Raw genomic sequence first — 17544 nt, 5'->3', positions numbered from 1 at the left:
TGCGATGACCGAGTCGTATGCGGGCGTGCTCGACCTGGCCCCGGGCGGACTGGTGCTGACCGCGGTGCTGATCGTGTGGCGGCGTGACCTGCGTTCCATCGTGCGGTTGCTGGCGCTGCAGGGCATCGCGCTGGCGGCGATTCCGCTGATTCTCGGTGTGCACAGCGGGGATTGGGAGCTGGTCGGCGTCGGCGCGGCCCTCTTCGTGTTGCGTGGGGTGGTGTTGCCTGCGCTGCTCGCGCGTGCGCTGGGCGCCGAGGAGCGCCAACAGCGCGAAGCGACACCCTTGGTGAACAGCATCGCGTCCCTGTTGATCGCCGCGGCGCTCACCGTGGTCGCGCTGGCCGTCACCCGTCCGGTGGTCGACCTCGATCCGGGCCCCGCCGTCAGTGCCGTGCCGGCCGGGATGGCGGTGGTGCTGATCGCGATGTTCGTGATGGTCACCCGGCGGCACGCCATTTCCCAGGCCGCGGGTTTCCTGATGCTGGACAACGGCATTGCGGCCACCGCATTCCTGCTGACGGCCGGCGTTCCGCTGATCGTCGAACTCGGTGCCTCGCTGGATGTGCTGTTCGCGCTGATCGTGCTCGGTGTGCTGACCGGCCGGCTCCGGCGCATGCTCGGTGGCGCCGACCTGGACCGCCTCCAGAGATTGCGGGATTGATGACGACGGAGCTGATTCTGGCGCCAATCCTGGCGCCCGCCCTTGCCGCCGCCGTCGCGGCGGTCGCCGGATGGCGCCGCGGAACCGCGGTGCTCACCACGCTGTCCGCACTGGTCGTGCTGGGTTGTGCTGTGGCGCTGGGTCTTCAGACCGGGGCGCTGCCGCACGTGGCCCTGGGCGGACTGTTGCGCACCGACGCGCTCTCGCTGACCATGCTGGTCGTCATCGGCGTCGTCGGCATCCTGGCGACCTGGGCCAGCATCGGTTACATCGACGCCGAGCTGGCGCACGGTCACACCGACCCACGTGACGCGCGGGTGTACGGGGCGCTGACCCCCGCATTCCTGGCGGCCATGGCAGTCGCGGTGTCCGCCAACAACATCGGCGTCGTCTGGGTGGCTGTGGAAGCCACCACGGTGATCACGGCGTTCCTGGTGGGGCACCGTCGCAACGTCACCGCGCTGGAGGCCACCTGGAAGTACGTGGTGATCTGTTCGGTCGGCATCGCCGTTGCTTTTCTGGGGACGGTGCTGCTCTACTTCGTCGCGCGGCACGCGGGGGCCGACGGGGCCAGCGCCCTCAACCTCGACGTGCTGGGTGCCCGCGCCGCACATCTGGACCCGGCGGTCACCCGGTTGGCCGGCGGACTGCTGCTGATCGGATACGGCGCGAAAGTCGGACTGGTTCCGTTCCACGGCTGGCTGGCCGATGCGCACAGCCAGGCGCCGGCCCCGGTGTCGGCGCTGATGAGCGGAGTGCTGCTCTCGGTGGCCTTTTCGGTGCTGTTGCGGCTGCGGCCGATCGTCGACGCCGCAGTGGGGCCGGGCTTCCTGCGTGCCGGCTTGTTGACGGTGGGACTGGCCACGGTGTTGATCGCCGCGCTGTTGCTCACTGTCGCAAGTGATCTCAAGCGGATGCTGGCCTACTCCTCGATGGAGAACATGGGGTTGATCGCGGTGGCGGCGGCCGCGGGCACCAAGCTCGCGATCGCGGCGCTGCTGCTGCACGTGCTGGCGCACGGCGTCGGCAAAACGGTGCTGTTCCTGGCCGGTGGGCAATTGCAGGCCGCGCACGGCTCGACGGCGATCGCCGATATCAGCGCCGTGTTGTCGCGCTCGCGGTTGGTAGGTGTGTCGTTCGCCGTCGGAGTGGTCGTCCTGCTCGGACTGCCGCCATTCGCCATGTTCGCGAGCGAAATCTCGATCGCGCGGTCGCTGGCGGATGCCCGGATGTCCTGGGTGCTCGGCGCCGCGCTGCTGCTCATGGTGGTGGCGTTCGCGGCGCTGGTCAGCAACTCCCGCCGGATCCTGCTCGGACCCCCGGGTGACCACGCGCCACCGATCGTGGTGCCGGCCGCCGTAGCGGGTGCCCTGGTGAGCGGTGTGGTGGCCTCATTGGTGCTGGGGGTCACGGCGGGACCGCTCACCGGGTTGTTCAACGCGGCCGCCGGCCAGTTCGGAGCCGGGTGATGCAGCGGCGTGAGGTCAGCGCCGACGAGCTTCCCGGTGCGGTAGGGGACCTGCTGGAGAACGGTTTTCGGTTGGCGCTGGTGGCCGCTCACGATGACGGCGATGCGATACGCATTGTGTACCTGCTGCTGGCCGGCGGCCCGGACCGCAGAACCGAGCTCACGGTGACCACCGACGCGGCCGGTCCGTCGGTGCCGTCCCTGGGGCATCTGTCGATCTCCGCGGGCCGCTTCGAGCGGGAGATGATGGACCTGTACGGGGTGGAACCGGTGGGGCATCCGCAGCCGCGGCGGTTGGTCAGCCACGCGCACTGGCCGCAGGACTGGCATCCGATGCGCCGACAGGCCGGAAACCCGCCCGAATTCGCGACGGTAGGCGGATTTCCGTTCGTCACCGTCGACGGTGCCGGAGTCTACGAAATCCCGGTTGGACCGGTGCACGCCGGCCTGATCGAGCCGGGGCACTTCCGGTTCTCGGTCATCGGCGAATCGGTGCTGCGCCTGAAGACACGACTGTGGTTCGTGCACAGGGGAATTGAGAAGCTCTTCGAGGGACGTACCGCCGCCGACGGCATCGCGCCGGCCGAGCGGATCAGCGGCGACACCTCGGCCGCCCATGCGCTCGCCTACAGCCTGGCGGTGGAGGATGCGCTGGGAATCGATATTCCCGAGCCGGTGCACGAATTGCGGGCGCTGCTGGTCGAGCTGGAACGGCTGTTCAACCACGCCACCGACTTGGGCGCGCTGGCCAACGACGTCGGTTTCGCCCTTGCCAACGCGCACGCCCAGCGCGTCCGCGAATGCCTGTTGCGGATCAACGCCCGGGTCACCGGCCATCGCTTGCTGCGCGGCGCGATCCGTCCGGGAGGTGTTGTGCTGCAGCAACTTCCGGATACCGCGGAGTTACACACGCTGGCTCGGGAGGTTGCGGAGATCAGCGAGCTGACCCTGGGCAATCCGGTGATCTACGACCGGTTCGCCGACACCGCGGTGCTGCACCGCGAGGACGCTCAGGCGCTGGGCTGCCTCGGCTATGTGGCCCGCGCCAGTGGCATCGGCACCGATGCCCGCCTGGATCATCCGACCACCGCGCTGCCGTTGGTCCCGGTCGGTCGAGACGAGGGTGACGTGCTGGCCCGCTACACAATCCGGCGCGACGAGTTCGCGGCGTCGGTCGGGCTGATCTGCACGCTGATCGAGGGGCACCGCGGCCCCCTCGACTTCCAGACGCCGCTACCGGCGGCCGGAACCTCGGGGGTGGGCATCGTGGAAGGGTGGCGGGGCACGGTGGTCCACCGCGTCGAGGTCGACGCCGGGGTGGTCACCCGGTGCAAGGTGGTCGACCCGTCCTGGTTTAACTGGCCCGCATTGCCGGTCGCGATGGGCGACACGATCGTTCCGGACTTCCCGTTGGCCAACAAGAGCTTCAACCTCTCCTACGCCGGCAACGACCTCTGACCGCGAGCAGACACAAAATCCCGTTGGAGCGAATGGGCGGTTTCTAGGAGTCGTTGCAACACTGCTGGTTAGTTGGCCAGTAGTAGATCACGCAGGCGCTCGGCTGGGGTATCCCAGTCGAGTGTTTTGCGTGGGCGTCCGTTGAGTTGCTGGGCGACGTGTTCGAGGTCTTCGGGGCCATAGACACTTAGGTCGGTTCCCTTGGGGAAGTATTGGCGCAAAAGGCCGTTGGTGTTCTCGTTGGTGCCGCGCTGCCAGGGGCTGGCGGGATCGCAGAAGTAGACGGCCATGTCGGTGGCCATGGAGAACTGTTTATGTCCTGCCATTTCCGATCCCTGATCCCAGGTCAGTGAGCCGCGCAGATGAGCTGGCAGCGATGCGATCGTGGCGATCAGGCCATCACGGACGGCTTCGGCGTGGTGGCCGTTGGGTAGAGGCACCAGAAGTGTGTAACGGGTGGCGCGTTCGACCAGGGCGGCGATCGCGGTCTTGTTGGCTTGTCCCATGATCAAGTCGCCTTCCCAGTGCCCAGGTACCGCGCGGTCGGCGATTTCGGCGGGGCGATCACTGATCATGATCATCGGATCGATAAACCGTTGGGTGCGCTGATCAGGGCGGCGACGGGGTTTGCGTATTGTGCGTCCACTGCGAAGTGCCTGTGTGAGTTCACGTTTGAGGCCACCTCGGGCTTGAAAGTACAGGGCCTGGTAGATCGTTTCCGTGCTCACCCGCATGCTTTCATCGTCGGGGAAGTCCTTGACCAGGCGGTAAGAGATCTCTTCGGGAGACCACCGTTGGGACAGCCCCTGCTCCACCGCCTGGCGCAGCTTCTGGTTGATCACCAGTTTGGCTGCTTTAGGCCGGCTCCGAGCGGCGTGGGCGGCCCGATCAGCGTGATAGGGCAGATACACCCCCTGCACACTGCGCGCGGCGACCTCACGCGAGACCGTTGACTTGTGCTTGCCGATCCGGGCGCCGATCGCGGTCAAGGTCCATCCGTTGACCAACCCGTCGGCGATGGCCAACCGATCCGATAACGACAGGTAGCGCTCACTGATCGCCGCCACGGCCACTTTGTCGGTGTTCACCACCTGTGTGTAGCGCCCGGCGGCGCGGTACTGGATGACCGTGCCGTCTCGGCGCACCCGCGTGTCGGCGACCCGCACGATACCGTCGCGCCAATTCCGGGCCGTGCCTACGTGGACCCCGACCTCGCGCGCCGCCCGGCTGACCGACCAGCCCTGCTCAAGCAACTCAAAGAACCGGGCCCGGGCCACCGGCTTACCGAACGGCCGCCGCTGCTGGCTGACCAAGCCAAGCTCCACCAGCATCCGCCGGGCAGTACTGTGCGACACACCGACCGCCTTCGCCGCCGCATTGACTGAACCCGTAGCCTCGAAGACCGCCACGACCCGGCTGATATCCACACCACTAACATCCGGGCGCGGGGAACCCACGGGCCGGCCCAAGGCCGCCAAAATCGCATACCCATGACCCCGCGAGACACCCAACTGGGCGGCGGCCTCCTTCACGGGCACACCGGCATCCACCAACTTTGCTAACAAATCACCAAGCCGAACACAGTCCTTGGAAAACGACACGGTCGCCGCAACCTCTCAAATCGAGAGTGTTGCGACGACCGCGTGAACCCGCCATGCTCCACGGTGATTTTGTGTCTGCTCGCGGGGTAACGCGACCCGGCAACCACAGCCGCGACGCGGTACGGCACGATGGGCGGGTGCCCGAACCCGGCTCTCTCGAAGCCGATCCCGACCTGCTGATCGACTTCAGAAATGTGTCGCTGCGCCGTGGCGGGCGAACTCTGGTGGGCCCGCTGGACTGGGCCGTCGAACTCGACGAACGCTGGGTGATCATCGGCCCGAACGGCGCCGGAAAGACCTCGCTGCTGCGCATCGCCGCCGCCTCGGAGCATCCGACCAGTGGCCTCGCGTTCGTGCTGGGGGAGCGGCTCGGCCGGGTGGACGTGAGCGAGTTGCGGTCACGGATCGGCCTGAGCTCCTCGTCGCTCGCGCAGCGGATCCCGTCCGACGAAGTGGTGCGCGACCTCGTGGTGTCGGCCGGCTACTCGGTGCTGGGCCGCTGGCGTGAACAATACGAAGACGTCGACTATCGGCGCGCGGTCGACATGCTGGAGAGCCTGGGCGCCGAGCACCTCGCCGATCGCACCTACGGGACGCTGTCCGAAGGCGAACGTAAGCGGGTGCTGATCGCCCGCGCGTTGATGACCGACCCCGAGCTGCTACTGCTTGACGAACCCGCCGCCGGCCTGGATCTGGGTGGCCGCGAAGAACTGGTGGCCCGGCTGGCCGATCTGGCCGCCGACCCCGACGCGCCGGCCCTGGTGCTGGTCACTCACCACGTCGAGGAAGTGCCACCTGGGTTCAGTCACTGCCTGCTGCTGTCGGAGGGCGAGGCCGTCGCGTCCGGGCTGTTGCCCGATGTGCTGACCGCGGAGAATCTCTCCACCGCGTTCGGGCAGCGGATCGCGCTCGATGTGGTCGACGGACGTTATTTCGCCCGCCGCGTTCGCACCCGCGCAGCTCATCGGAGGCGACCATGAACGAACCGCACGTTCCGCTGCCGGCGCGACCGGCCGCAACCGTGATGCTGGTGCGCGACGCGCCCGGCGGCCTGAACATTTTCCTGATGCGTCGCCACTCGGCGATGGAGTTCGCCCCGGGGGTGATCGTGTTCCCGGGCGGCGGCGTCGACGACCGCGACCGCAACGCCAATATCGCATGGGCCGGTCCGCCTCCCGAGTGGTGGGCGCAGCGGTTCGGCATCGAAACCGACCTGGCCATCGCCCTGGTCTGCTCCGCGGCACGGGAGACATTCGAGGAATCCGGTGTGCTGTTCGCCGGACCGGCCGACGACCCGGACAGTATCGTGGGCGACGCCTCCGTCTACCGCGAGTCCCGGCACGCGCTGGCCGACCGCACGCTGTCCTTCGCCGACTTCCTGCGCCGCGAGCAACTGGTGCTGCGCTCGGACCTGCTGCGGCCGTGGGCGAACTGGGTCACCCCGGAAGCCGAGCGCACCCGCCGCTACGACACCTACTTCTTCGTGGCGGCCCTTCCCGAAGGACAGCGCGCCGACGGCGAGAACACCGAGTCCGATCTGTCCGGCTGGGCGTTGCCGCAAGAGGCGATCGCCGACTTCGAAGCCGGGCGCAATGTGCTGCTGCCGCCGACCTGGACACAGCTGGATTCGCTGGCCGGCCGCACCGTCGCCGAGGTACTGGCCGTCGAACGCCAGATCGTGCCCATCCAGCCGCTGCTGGAAAAGCGGGGCGACAACTGGGTCTTCGAGTTTTTCGACTCCGACCGCTACCACCGGGCGCGCGAAGCCGGCGGATCGATGAAGTGGCCGCTTTGAACGAGTTCGTGAGCGTCGTGGTCAGCGACGGCTCGCAAGACGCCGGGCTGGGCATGCTGTTGCTGTCGCGGCCACCCACCAACGCGATGACCCGGCAGGTCTATCGGGAGATCGCCGCCGCGGCCGAGGAGCTGGGCCGGCGCGATGACGTCGCCGCCGTGATCCTGTTCGGCGGTCACGAGATCTTCTCCGCCGGCGACGACATGCCCGAACTGCGGACGCTCAGCCCGGCCGAGGCCGGCACCGCGGCCCGGGTGCGGCGCGAGGCCGTCGACGCGGTCGCGTCCATCCCGAAGCCCACTGTAGCCGCCATCACCGGATACGCCCTGGGCGCGGGGCTGACGCTGGCGCTGGCCGCCGATTGGCGGGTCAGCGGTGACAACGTCAAATTCGGCGCCACCGAGATCCTGGCCGGACTGGTCCCCGGTGGCGGCGGAATGGCCCGCCTGACCCGCGCGGTCGGACCGAGCCGGGCCAAAGAGCTGGTGTACAGCGGCCGGTTCTTCGATGCCGAAGAGGCGCTGGCGCTGGGTCTGATCGACGACATGGTGGCTCCCGACCACGTCTACGACGCCGCGGCGACGTGGGCCAGGCGGTTCCTGGACGGTCCGCGACCCGCACTGGCCGCCGCCAAAGCGGGAATCAACGCGGTCTACGAGACCCCTGGAGACCGCGAACGCCACGCCGCCGACGACCGTCGCTACGTCGAGGTGTTCGCCGCTGGTCAGGACGCTGACGCGAGAGGCGGCAGCGACGGCGGTTAGGCTGCCCTGCATGACGAGGAGTTCTGAGATTCCCGCCGACTCGGCACCCAACCCGCACGCCACCGCCGAACAGGTGGAGGCGGCCCGGCACGACAGCAAGCTCGCCCAGGTGCTCTACCACGACTGGGAAGCCGAGAGCTACGACGACAAGTGGTCCATCTCCTACGACCAGCGCTGCATCGACTACGCCCGGGGCCGCTTCGACGCCATCGTTCCCGAAGAGGTGACCCGCGAGCTGCCCTACGACCGCGCGCTGGAACTCGGCTGCGGCACCGGATTCTTTCTGCTGAACCTGATCCAGGCCGGGGTGGCGCGGCGCGGGTCGGTCACCGACCTGTCGCCCGGCATGGTCAAGGTCGCCACCCGCAACGGGCAGTCGCTGGGCCTGGACATCGACGGCCGGGTCGCCGACGCCGAAGGCATCCCGTACGACGACAACACTTTCGACCTGGTGGTGGGGCACGCCGTGCTGCACCACATTCCCGACGTGGAGCTGTCGCTGCGCGAGGTGTTGCGCGTGCTCAAGCCCGGCGGCCGGTTTGTCTTCGCCGGTGAGCCGACCACCGTCGGCAACGGCTACGCCCGGGCGCTGGCGGACCTCACCTGGAACGTCACCATCCGGGCAGTCAAGCTGCCCGGGCTGGGCAGCTGGCGCCGCCCGCAGGAGGAGATCGACGAGAACTCGCGGGCCGCGGCGCTGGAGTGGATCGTCGACCTGCACACCTTCGACCCCAAGGACCTGGAGCGGATGGCCACCAACGCGGGCGCGGTGCAGGTCAAGACCGCCAGCGAGGAGTTCACCGCCGCCATGCTCGGCTGGCCGGTCCGCACGTTCGAGTCGACGGTACCGCCGGGGAAGCTGGGCTGGGGCTGGGCGAAGTTCGCCTTCAACGGCTGGAAGGCGCTGAGCTGGGTGGACGCCAACGTTTGGCGGCACATCGCCCCGAAGGGCTGGTTCTACAACGTGATGGTCACCGGGGTCAAACCCTCCTGAGCCCGTTCGATACCGGCGACGTCAGATACCTGCGCTCGGAAGCCGGCCGCGAGGCTTTGGCGATTGTCACCGGCCTCGAGTTCAGTGACGCCACCCGGATTGCCGACATCGACGCGGTGCGCCGCCGGTTCGGTGAGCGTGCTCCGGCGCTGGTGGAGACGACGTTGCTGCGCCGCAAGGCGGCCGAGAAGCTGGCCGGTTTGGGTGACGTCTCGGGCTGGCTGTTCACCGACGAAGCGCTGCAGCAGGCCACCGCCGCACCGGTAGCGCTGCACCGGGCGGCCCGGCTGGCCGGGCGGGTGGTGCACGACGCGACATGCTCGATCGGCACCGAGCTTGCCGCGCTTTCCGGCGTGGCGCAGCGGGTCATCGGCAGTGACATCGACCCCGTCCGGCTGGCGATGGCGCGCCACAACCTCGGAGCGACGACAGCTCTGTGCCGCGCCGATGCGTTGCACCCGGTCACCCGCGGCGCGGCCGTCATCGTCGACCCGGCCCGGCGTGGCAGCGGCCGCCGCCGTTTCAATCCGGCCGATTACCAGCCCGCCCTGGGACCGTTGCTGACCGTCTACCGCGGCCGGGACAGCGCGGTGAAGTGTGCTCCGGGGATCGATTTCGACGAAGTCGGCCGATTCGGCTTCGACGGGGAGATCGAGGTGACGTCCTACCGCGGCTCGGTCCGCGAGGCCTGCCTGTGGTCGGGCGACCTCGCCCAGCCGGGTGTGCGGCGACGCGCGAGCATCCTCGACCTCGGCGAACACCTCACCTCCGCCGATCCGGACGACTGCGAGGTGCGGACGGCGGGCCGATGGATCATCGACCCTGATGGCGCCGTCGTCCGGGCCGGCCTGGTGCGTCACTACGGCGCCCGGCACGGGTTGTGGCAGCTCGACCCCGAGATCGCCTACCTGTCCGGTGATCGGCTGCCGCCCGGAGTCCGTGGCTTCGAAGTTCTCGAGCAGCTGGCCTTCGACGAGCGGCGGTTGCGGCAGGCCCTGTCGGCGCTGGACTGCGGGGCGGCCGAAATCCTGGTACGCGGGGTACAGGTGGACCCTGACCAGTTGCGTCGCCGACTGCGGTTGCACGGCGGCAGAGCACTCTCGGTGGTCATCGCCAGGATCGGGCGCAGCGGCCCGAAGAGTGCCAGTCACGCGGTGGCCTACGTTTGCCAGCCGTCTCGGTAACGCCGGGTACGCTGACGGCGATTACCCCTTAGGGCGTACTTACGCCACTTTGGTGTGCAAGGACTCGGTACAAGGACAGAGATGCGTTATCTGATAGCGGCCGCAGCGCTGGCCGCCGCCGCCGTGGTTGGCTGGCCGGCGAGTGCCGCCCCGCCGTCGTGTGCCGCACTGGGCGGCTCGTTGGAGGCTGCCCAGATGTGCCATATCCACCAATCCAGCGCCACCTACACACTGGACATGACCTTTCCCGTGGACTATCCCGACCAGCAGGCGCTGACCGACTACATCACGCAGAACCGCGACGGGTTCGTCAACGTCGCGCAGAGTTCGGGCGGCCGGCGTGACCAGCCCTATCAGATGGACGCCACCAACGAGCAACACAGCTCCGGACAGCCGCCCCGCACCCGCAGCGTGGTGCTGAAGTTCTTCCAGGATCTCGGCGGGGCCCGGCCGTCCAACTGGTTCAAGGCGTTCAACTACAACCTGGGGAGCAAGCAACCCATCACGTTCGACACGCTGTTTGCGCCCAATACCAACGCGCTGGACGCGATCTTCCCAATCGTGCAACGGGAACTGGAACACCAGACCGGACTGGGTGTGACGATTTCGCCGGGTGCCGGTCACGACCCGACCAACTACCAGAACTTCGCAATCACCGACGACGCGCTGATCTTCTACTTCGCCCAGGGCGAGTTGCTGCCGTCCTTCGCCGGCGCCACCCAGGTGCAGGTGCCTCGCAGCTCGATCCCGCCGCTGGCGATTTAGTGCCGTTCATTCTGCGCCGGTGGCGACGAAGTGCGAGTAGCGCGCGCCCTCAACGCCGAGCCAACGGTCAGGCGGGCTCGAAGGAGTACACCTGGCCGTCGCTGGTGGTGACCACCACCTGCCGGTCCTTGCCCACCGACACTCCGACCGGGGATCCGGTGGCTCCCGGCAGCGCATACATGTTGACGGTGTGGCCATCGCCCGGGTCGAAGACCAGCAGGTTCATCCCGGCCGACACCGTGTAGCCGACACTGCCGCCGGCCACCGACGCGGTCGACAGCGGGGTGACGTCGTCGCGTCGCCAGGCCGAGTCGGCATGATCGCCTTTGTCGTGGAAGGCGGCCAGCCGGGCATCGGGGCCACCGCCGGAAAGGATCAGACCCTGCGGCGTGACCGACGGTGGCGTCTGCGCCGTAAAGCCCAGCTGCGCAGACCATTTGACCTTGCCGTCGGCGGCTTGCAGCGCCCACAACCGTTGGTCGCGGCCGTTGACGTAGACGGTGGTGCCGTCGGCGGACAGCACCGGACTGCCCAGCACGCCAGCGCTGACGGCGTCGCTAGTCCACTCGCGGGACAGCTGCCCGCCGCGGTACTTCAGCCCGATCAGTCCAGCTGCCGGTGCCCCCGGCTGCCAGACGCTGACGACCACCGTCCCGCTCGCCGGCGAGAATGCGGGCGCAGCCGCCACCGGGCAGCCCGCGCGGGACGGCGCGCAGTCGGCCAGTCCGCGTGTCGCATCGGCCGGGTCGACGCCCTCCACCAGATCCAGCGCGGTCCCGACGACGGCACCGCGGTGGGTGTCGAAAACCAGTAGCTGTCCCAGGTGAGTGCTGACCAGCAAATGGCCGTCGCCCAGGAACCGCGGGGTGGTCGGCATCCCGATCACCGGCTGCCGCCAGCGCGTCCACTGGGTCGGCGGGAACGAGATGATGGCTCCGGGTTGCCCGACGTAGAGGTTGTCGAAGCCGTCGAACAGCGGGCCACCGAAGCCGCCGCCCTGCACCAGGCGGGTGCACCAGCGCTGCCGGCCGTTGCCGATCTCCCATTCCATGAAGGAGCAGCCACCCGGGGTCTGTGCGTTGAGCGCCAGGAAGCCGCGTGCTCCGAGGGCGGGGCCGGCCGCCACGCTTCCCTTGGCCGAGCGAGTCCACCGCAGGACGAGCTTGCCGGCGCCCGTCGTGGGGCTGTAGCTGCTGTTGGCGGCGTCACCGTACTGCGCCGGCCAGCCCAGCGCGGGTGCGGCGTCCACCCAGGAGTCCGTGTTACCGCAACCGCCGAGCCCGAGGGTGAGGATGGCCACCAGGACAGGCGTCAGGAGACGTCGCGCGAGCACACGTGAGGGTATCGCGGGCGGCCGATCGCCCAACTCCGCAGCCCGCCGGTCCGGGCGGCTCCGTCGTCGGTAGGCTTCGGCACATGACGAGCATGTGGGGTGCTCCGCTGCATCGCAGGTGGCGGGGAGGGCGGCTCAGGGATCCGCGCCAGGCGAAATTCCTGACGCTCGCCTCGCTGAGGTGGGTACTGCGCAACAAGGCATACACCCCGTGGTACCTGGTGCGATATTGGCGGCTGCTGAAGTTCAAGCTGCAGAATCCACACATCATCACCCGCGGCATGGTGTTCCTCGGCAAGGGCGTCGAGATCCACTGCACACCCGAATTGGCGCAGCTGGAGATCGGGCGCTGGGTGCACATCGGGGACAAGAACACGATCCGGGCGCACGAGGGTTCGCTGCGGTTCGGTGACAAGGTGGTGCTGGGCCGCGACAACGTCATCAACTGCTACCTCGACATCGAGCTCGGCGACTCCGCGCTGATGGCCGACTGGTGCTACCTGTGCGACTTCGACCACCGGATGGACGACATCACGCTGCCGATCAAGGACCAGGGCATCATCAAGTCGCCGGTGCGAATCGGCCCCGACACCTGGATCGGGGTCAAGGTATCGGTGCTGCGTGGCACGGCCGTCGGCCGAGGGTGCGTCCTGGGGTCGCACGCGGTGGTCCGCGGCGTCATCCCGGATTATTCGATCGCGGTCGGCGCGCCGGCCAAGGTGGTCAAGAACCGCAAGCTGTCGTGGGAAACCTCAGCCGCCCAACGCGCCGAACTGGCTGCGGCACTTGCCGATATCGAACGCAAGAAGGCCGCTCAGTAGAAACCGCTTGGCCTGCGGACTGCGCGACACTGACCGCACGCACACGACCCGCCGCGCCAACTGTGCGCAGCGTCAATCTCGGCGGACGCACACCCGGGGATCGGCCTATTCGGGGTGGTCGTCGACCTTGATGTCGAAGTTGACGTCCCCACCGACCACGTTGGTGACGGTGACATTGATGCCGTACTTGGAGCTGCCGTCGGTGAGCTGGCAGCGCAGCGTGGCGCCTTCGTAGCCCTTCAGGTTCTCCGGGCAGGTGACCGCGTCGGGCCGCTGACCGACCTGCTGGTAGAGCTTGTCGCTGATGATGTGGGCGACCTGGTCCTTATCGACCGTCTCCACCATGTCGAACTTGACGTCCTTGCCTTCGACGCTGGTGACGGTGACGTTGACGTTGTAGGTCTCGTCCTTGACCTTCATCTCGCAGTTGGTCTGCGCGCCCACCTTGGCCGGCAGGTCGTCCGGGCAACTCACCGAACTCGGCTTGTTGCCGTTGGAGTCGGTCATCTTGGTGATGATCTGGCCGGCGACGTCCTTCTTGCTCACCGTCTTGGGGCCCGACGATCCGACCGAACACGAGCAGGCCCCAGCACTGGCCATCAGGCCGACGGCGGCACCCGAGACCAGCAACGTCCGAACGATCCGAGCCATAGCGCCTCCCTGGCGTGTGTAGAACCCCGTGATGAGTCGGGGAGATAATGGCACGCCGGCGACCATCTGAAAAGCGAATCAGCCAAATGGCTGCCTCAGCTGATGTCCCGGTAGCGCCGCAGCGCCTCCGTGCGCTCGGCCGCATGGTCCACGATGGGTTCGGGATAGCCTTTCGGCCGCTTCCCCTTGGCCAGGTGGACATCGTCGGCATCGGCCAGTTCGGGTACCCACCGGCGAATGTAATCGCCTGCGGGATCGAACTTTTCGCCCTGTTTGGTCGGGTTGAACACCCGGAAGTACGGTGCCGCATCGGTGCCGCAGCCGGCACTCCACTGCCAGCCGTGCTGATTGCTGGCCATATCGCCGTCCACCAGTTGCTCGAGGAACCAGCGGGCGCCCCATTGCCAGGGCAGATGAAGGTCCTTGACGAGGAACGAGGCCACGATCATGCGCACCCGGTTGTGCATGAACCCGGTCTCGCGCAGTTGGCGCATCCCGGCGTCCACGAACGGGTAGCCGGTTTCGCCCGCCTTCCATGCCTCGAATTTGCGCTTGGCCTGCGCGTCGGTGTCGGTTTCGATGGCGTCGAAGTCGCGGTTCCAATTCCACCAGACACTGTGCGGCCAGTGATGCAACACCGAGGCGTAGAAATCGCGAAATGCCAACTCCCGCAAATAGGCTGAGTCGCCCTGGCGCCGCCGGTTGAGGTCGGCGACCATCGTCCGGGGGTGAATGGTGCCGAATTTCAGGTGCGCCGACATCCGGCTGGTGCCGGGCAGATCCGGCCGATTGCGGTCGTCGGCGTAGCCTTGCACCCCAGCCTCGAGGAACGACGCCCACTGGGACAGGGCCGCCGCCTCGCCGGCCGCGAGATCCAGCTCGACGCCCGGATCCGGCGTCTTGACCTCTTTGCGGGACTTCACTTGCGACGGGTCGATCCAGCGTGCGCTGTCGGCATCGGTAGAGGCGGGGGAGCGCCAACCGGTTTCGCGCCACCTGCCGAAGAAGGGCGTGAACACCTTGTAGGGCGTGCCGTCGTCCTTGGTGACCCGCCCGGGCGAAACCAGGTACGGCGAGCCCGTGGCGACCAGTGGCACCGTGTCCAACGCATCGCGGACCCGCTCGTCGCGGCGCCGCCCGAACGGCGTGAAGTCCTCCGAGATGTGCACCGCAGCGGCCTCGATCGACTTGGCGAGGAATGGAATTCGCTCCTCCGGGCGCCCGCGTGTCACCAGCAGCCGACCGCCCAGATCGTCATTAAGCCGGCGCAGCGAGTCACCGAGAAACTGCAGGCGCCGCGGTCCGGACGACGCCTCCAGTCGCGGATCGAGCACGAAACAGGCCAGCACTTCGTCGTTCTCCGATGCGGCCGCAAGCGCGGGGTGATCACGCAACCGAAGGTCGCGTCGAAACCACAACAGTGCCGGCATGGTCGGCCCTCCTTCAGCGGTTCAGCCGCCAGATGCTCGTGGCCAATACGGTGGCGAATCCACACCACAGCGGGTAGGGCAGCAGGGCCCAGCCCTTTTGTGGGTCGGCGTCGACGGCGCGCCGCACCAGGTCGGCGCTGCTGGCGGTCAGCGCCGCGGCGCCCACCGCAGAGGGGCCCAGCTTGTGGTAGCGGAAGAAAAGCCAGCTCCAGCCCGCGTTGATCGCCAGGTTGACTCCTAGGGCCGCGGCGTAGCTGCGGGCTTCCGCGTCGCGCCCGTCCTCGCGAAAGCGGTCGATGGTGTTCGCGGAGGTGACCGCGATGTCGGTGTACAGGCTGGTCCAGGCGATCGGGAAGGCCACCTTGGGTGGCTGGAAACTGGGCTTGCGGAGCCGGTCGTACCAACCCGGTGTCCGATTGGGGCTGGCGACGCTCCCGGACGCCGCAGCCGCGGTGACGGCCAGCGCGGTGCCGGCCAGAGTTGACTTATTCATGATGTCTCCCTTCGGTTTTGGCGTGATTAAGGTCAGCCGGCCACCAGATACGGTCGCCGATCAGAGCGAAGAGTGCGGGGATCACCAGGGTGCGGACGACGAAAGTGTCCAGCAGGATCCCCAGGCCGACGATGATGCCCAGTTGGGTCATTACGATCAGCGGCAGGACGCCGAGGACGCAAAAGACCGCGGCCAGAACGATTCCCGCGCTGGTGATGACGCCGCCGGTGGCCGACACCGCGCGCACCATGCCGTCCCGCGCCCCGTGCTCAGCTGCCTCCTCACGTGCACGGGTGACCAGGAAGATGGTGTAGTCCACCCCGAGTGCGGCCAGAAAGAGGAAGGCGTAGAGCGGCGCGATGTTGTCCAGCGCCGGGAATCCGAACACATGCATGCTCGCCCAGCCGCCCAGGCCCAGCGCGGCCAGTGCGCCCAGGATCGTCGCCGCCAGCAATGTCGGCGGTGCCAGAGCGGACCTCAGCAGCGCGTACAGGACAACCAGGATCACCAGCAGGATCGCCGGTATCAACAGGATCCGATCGTGTACCGCCGCGTCTCGCACGTCCAGCGCCTGAGCGTCCGGCCCACCCACTATGGCGTCGGGTGTCACCGCCTTGGTCGAATGTCGCAGTGCCGCAATGGTGGTGAATGCTTGCGGAGAAGACGGTGCGGCATCGGTCACCACCGACCACTTGGTCAGCCCGGTCGCCGAGGTGCCGGACGGGTTCGCTGATATGACGCCGGGAGTGCCGACGATCGCCTGCTGCACCTCCGGCGCCTTGTCGGCCGGCGCGATCACCTCGGTGGGGTTGGCCAGGCCGGCCGGAAAGTGCTGGGCCACGATGTCGAAGCCCGTCACCGAATCTGCTTTGACGCGAAACTGTTCGGTTTGGGAGAGGCCGATGCGCGTGGTCAGCAGTCCGGTGGCCAGCACGGCCAGCAGCGCGATCGTGACCGAAGCGACCAAAACCGGACGGCGCGAAACGGATTCGGCGACGCGATGCCAGATGCCGGTATCGGTGTCACTGTGCTGGGTGTCGCCGGGCTGCGGCACGAACGGCCAGAACAGCCGCCGTCCACACACGGCCAGCAGCGGCGGCAACAGCAGCAGGACCGAGACCGCCGCAACCAACAAACCGCAGGCCGCGAGCGCTCCCAGGCTGCGCGTGCTGGGCGTGGACGCGAAGATCAGGGTGAGCAGAGCCAGCACCACGGTGGCGTTGCTGGCCACGATCGCCGGCCCGGCCATCCGGACCGCGCGCCGCAACGCGTCACGGTGATCGTCATGTCGCCGGAGCTCTTGCCGGTATCGCGAAATCAGCAACAGCGCGTAATTGGTTCCGGCACCGAACACCAGCACGCTGGTGATGCCTGAGGTCGAGCCGTCGAAGGTCAACCCGGTCAGCGACGCCACCGCGACACCGACCGCACTGGCCAGGCGGTCGGCGAATCCGATCACCACCAACGGCACCAGCCACAGCACGGGCGAGCGGTAGGTGGCAATCAGGAGCAGGGCCACCACCGCCGCGGTTACCGCCAGCAGGGTGACGTTGGCGTTGCTGAACGCGTTCGCGATGTCCGCCCCGAACGCCGGTCCGCCGGTGACATGTGCGGTCATGCCGGTGGGCAGGCCTCGATTGGCGGCGGTGCGCAGCGCGTCCACCGCGTCGCTGAGGGGCAAGCCGGACAGTTCGGCGCTGACCGGCACCACCCCGATCGCCGCCTTGCCGTCGGCCGACACCAGGACCGGCGCCGCGGGTATGCCGGAATTGAGCTCCGTCTGCATCCGGTCGCGGGCGCCTTCACACGCCTGCTTCAGGGCGCCCGCACTGTCGGTGGCGGCACCGTTGACCACCACGATGAGCGGTACCCGGTCTCCACCGGGAAACTGGCTGGACAGCTTCTGCACCTTCGCCGAATCCGATTCGGTAGGCACCGACAGCGGCGCCTGCCCCGCTGCGGCATTCCCGCCCACCAGCACCATGAAACCGACGCCCAGTACGAAGACGCCGAGTGCGAGCAACCAGGAGAGTCGTCGGGTCACAGTCGCGGCAAGTCCGTCCCACACAGCACCAAGCATTTCAGTAACTGAAATATTAATCAACTGAAATTCGGTCAGAAAC

16 protein-coding genes are annotated in these 17544 nt (G+C 67.9%); 10 read left to right on the top strand and 6 right to left on the bottom strand.

The features are described 5' to 3' along the window. The first annotated feature begins 4 nt into the window (after positions 1 to 4). The 3 genes from QXK92_RS10280 to QXK92_RS10270 are packed head-to-tail and all read left to right on the top strand — an operon-like array spanning position 5 to position 3590. Positions 5 to 664, top strand: coding sequence for a hypothetical protein (locus tag QXK92_RS10280; protein ID WP_306241538.1), 660 nt, complete (start codon positions 5 to 7; stop codon positions 662 to 664). Beyond that, on the top strand, positions 664 to 2133 hold the full coding sequence (locus tag QXK92_RS10275) for a proton-conducting transporter membrane subunit (RefSeq protein WP_306241537.1): 1470 nt from the start codon (positions 664 to 666) through the stop codon (positions 2131 to 2133). The genes QXK92_RS10280 and QXK92_RS10275 overlap by 1 nt, the downstream gene beginning before the upstream one ends. Further along, the gene (locus QXK92_RS10270) at positions 2133 to 3590 is read left to right on the top strand and encodes an NADH-quinone oxidoreductase subunit C (RefSeq protein ID WP_306241536.1); all 1458 of its coding nucleotides are present in this window, start codon (positions 2133 to 2135) and stop codon (positions 3588 to 3590) included. The genes QXK92_RS10275 and QXK92_RS10270 overlap by 1 nt, the downstream gene beginning before the upstream one ends. A 68-nt stretch (positions 3591 to 3658) precedes the next feature. Here the strand turns inward: QXK92_RS10270 and QXK92_RS10265 are convergent, their stop codons facing one another. Beyond that, positions 3659 to 4921, bottom strand: coding sequence for an IS30 family transposase (locus QXK92_RS10265; protein WP_371934547.1), 1263 nt, complete (start codon positions 4919 to 4921; stop codon positions 3659 to 3661). A 407-nt stretch (positions 4922 to 5328) separates the two neighbouring features. Here QXK92_RS10265 and QXK92_RS10260 point away from each other — a divergent pair, with 407 nt between their 5' ends. From QXK92_RS10260 to QXK92_RS10235, 6 genes are all read left to right on the top strand, one after another. Next, positions 5329 to 6171: an ABC transporter ATP-binding protein gene (locus tag QXK92_RS10260; protein ID WP_306241535.1), complete on the top strand. Its 843-nt coding sequence runs from the start codon at positions 5329 to 5331 to the stop codon at positions 6169 to 6171. Continuing rightward, positions 6168 to 6986: an NUDIX hydrolase gene (locus QXK92_RS10255; RefSeq protein WP_306241534.1), complete on the top strand. Its 819-nt coding sequence runs from the start codon at positions 6168 to 6170 to the stop codon at positions 6984 to 6986. Before QXK92_RS10260 ends, QXK92_RS10255 begins: the two co-directional genes overlap by 4 nt. Next, complete coding sequence (locus QXK92_RS10250) at positions 6983 to 7750, top strand: enoyl-CoA hydratase (protein ID WP_306244323.1); 768 nt, start codon at positions 6983 to 6985, stop codon at positions 7748 to 7750. Before QXK92_RS10255 ends, QXK92_RS10250 begins: the two co-directional genes overlap by 4 nt. A gap of 10 nt (positions 7751 to 7760) precedes the next feature. Beyond that, positions 7761 to 8744, top strand: coding sequence for a class I SAM-dependent methyltransferase (locus QXK92_RS10245; RefSeq protein ID WP_306241533.1), 984 nt, complete (start codon positions 7761 to 7763; stop codon positions 8742 to 8744). After that, positions 8702 to 9928 carry a class I SAM-dependent methyltransferase gene (locus QXK92_RS10240; RefSeq protein ID WP_306244322.1) on the top strand — a complete coding sequence of 409 codons (1227 nt, stop codon included), beginning with the start codon at positions 8702 to 8704 and terminating at the stop codon, positions 9926 to 9928. Before QXK92_RS10245 ends, QXK92_RS10240 begins: the two co-directional genes overlap by 43 nt. An 81-nt stretch (positions 9929 to 10009) precedes the next feature. After that, positions 10010 to 10693, top strand: a complete 684-nt coding sequence (locus QXK92_RS10235; protein ID WP_306241532.1) for an esterase — start codon at positions 10010 to 10012, stop codon at positions 10691 to 10693. A 67-nt stretch (positions 10694 to 10760) separates the two neighbouring features. Here the strand turns inward: QXK92_RS10235 and QXK92_RS10230 are convergent, their stop codons facing one another. Continuing rightward, positions 10761 to 12026 (bottom strand): PQQ-binding-like beta-propeller repeat protein, encoded by a 1266-nt coding sequence (locus tag QXK92_RS10230; RefSeq protein WP_306241531.1) that lies wholly within the window; start codon positions 12024 to 12026, stop codon positions 10761 to 10763. Between the two features lie 83 nt (positions 12027 to 12109). On the opposite strand from QXK92_RS10230, the gene QXK92_RS10225 reads away from it, so the two are divergent. Continuing rightward, positions 12110 to 12847, top strand: coding sequence for an acyltransferase (locus QXK92_RS10225; RefSeq protein WP_065047913.1), 738 nt, complete (start codon positions 12110 to 12112; stop codon positions 12845 to 12847). A 105-nt stretch (positions 12848 to 12952) separates the two neighbouring features. On the opposite strand, the gene QXK92_RS10220 is transcribed toward QXK92_RS10225, so the two are convergent. The 4 genes from QXK92_RS10220 to QXK92_RS10205 form a co-directional block, all read right to left on the bottom strand. Beyond that, entirely contained in the window at positions 12953 to 13498 is a 546-nt protein-coding gene (locus QXK92_RS10220; RefSeq protein WP_306241530.1) for a DUF4333 domain-containing protein, read from the bottom strand. Between the two features lie 95 nt (positions 13499 to 13593). Continuing rightward, positions 13594 to 14928, bottom strand: coding sequence for a deoxyribodipyrimidine photo-lyase (locus tag QXK92_RS10215; RefSeq protein WP_306241529.1), 1335 nt, complete (start codon positions 14926 to 14928; stop codon positions 13594 to 13596). 13 nt (positions 14929 to 14941) lie between these two features. Further along, positions 14942 to 15421 carry a TspO/MBR family protein gene (locus tag QXK92_RS10210; protein ID WP_306241528.1) on the bottom strand — a complete coding sequence of 160 codons (480 nt, stop codon included), beginning with the start codon at positions 15419 to 15421 and terminating at the stop codon, positions 14942 to 14944. Next, the gene (locus tag QXK92_RS10205) at positions 15414 to 17501 is read right to left on the bottom strand and encodes an MMPL family transporter (RefSeq protein ID WP_306241527.1); all 2088 of its coding nucleotides are present in this window, start codon (positions 17499 to 17501) and stop codon (positions 15414 to 15416) included. The genes QXK92_RS10210 and QXK92_RS10205 overlap by 8 nt, the downstream gene beginning before the upstream one ends. Between the last annotated feature and the right edge of the window lie 43 nt (positions 17502 to 17544).

Origin of the sequence: Mycobacterium sp. TY815, assembly GCF_030755135.1 — a bacterium.
Classification (GTDB): domain Bacteria; phylum Actinomycetota; class Actinomycetes; order Mycobacteriales; family Mycobacteriaceae; genus Mycobacterium.
The sequence above is the reverse complement of the archived record's forward strand: the minus strand, read 5'-3'. Positions and strand labels throughout refer to the sequence as shown.

Coding starts and splice junctions, on each gene's coding strand:
- QXK92_RS10280 (WP_306241538.1), top strand. CDS start 5: ATGACCGAGTCGTATGCGGGCGTGCTCGACCTGGCCCCGGGCGGACTG.
- QXK92_RS10205 (WP_306241527.1), bottom strand. CDS start 17,501: ATGCTTGGTGCTGTGTGGGACGGACTTGCCGCGACTGTGACCCGACGA.
- QXK92_RS10215 (WP_306241529.1), bottom strand. CDS start 14,928: ATGCCGGCACTGTTGTGGTTTCGACGCGACCTTCGGTTGCGTGATCAC.
- QXK92_RS10210 (WP_306241528.1), bottom strand. CDS start 15,421: ATGAATAAGTCAACTCTGGCCGGCACCGCGCTGGCCGTCACCGCGGCT.
- QXK92_RS10220 (WP_306241530.1), bottom strand. CDS start 13,498: ATGGCTCGGATCGTTCGGACGTTGCTGGTCTCGGGTGCCGCCGTCGGC.
- QXK92_RS10275 (WP_306241537.1), top strand. CDS start 664: ATGACGACGGAGCTGATTCTGGCGCCAATCCTGGCGCCCGCCCTTGCC.
- QXK92_RS10245 (WP_306241533.1), top strand. CDS start 7,761: ATGACGAGGAGTTCTGAGATTCCCGCCGACTCGGCACCCAACCCGCAC.
- QXK92_RS10255 (WP_306241534.1), top strand. CDS start 6,168: ATGAACGAACCGCACGTTCCGCTGCCGGCGCGACCGGCCGCAACCGTG.
- QXK92_RS10265 (WP_371934547.1), bottom strand. CDS start 4,921: ATGCTGGTGGAGCTTGGCTTGGTCAGCCAGCAGCGGCGGCCGTTCGGT.
- QXK92_RS10225 (WP_065047913.1), top strand. CDS start 12,110: ATGACGAGCATGTGGGGTGCTCCGCTGCATCGCAGGTGGCGGGGAGGG.
- QXK92_RS10235 (WP_306241532.1), top strand. CDS start 10,010: ATGCGTTATCTGATAGCGGCCGCAGCGCTGGCCGCCGCCGCCGTGGTT.
- QXK92_RS10270 (WP_306241536.1), top strand. CDS start 2,133: ATGCAGCGGCGTGAGGTCAGCGCCGACGAGCTTCCCGGTGCGGTAGGG.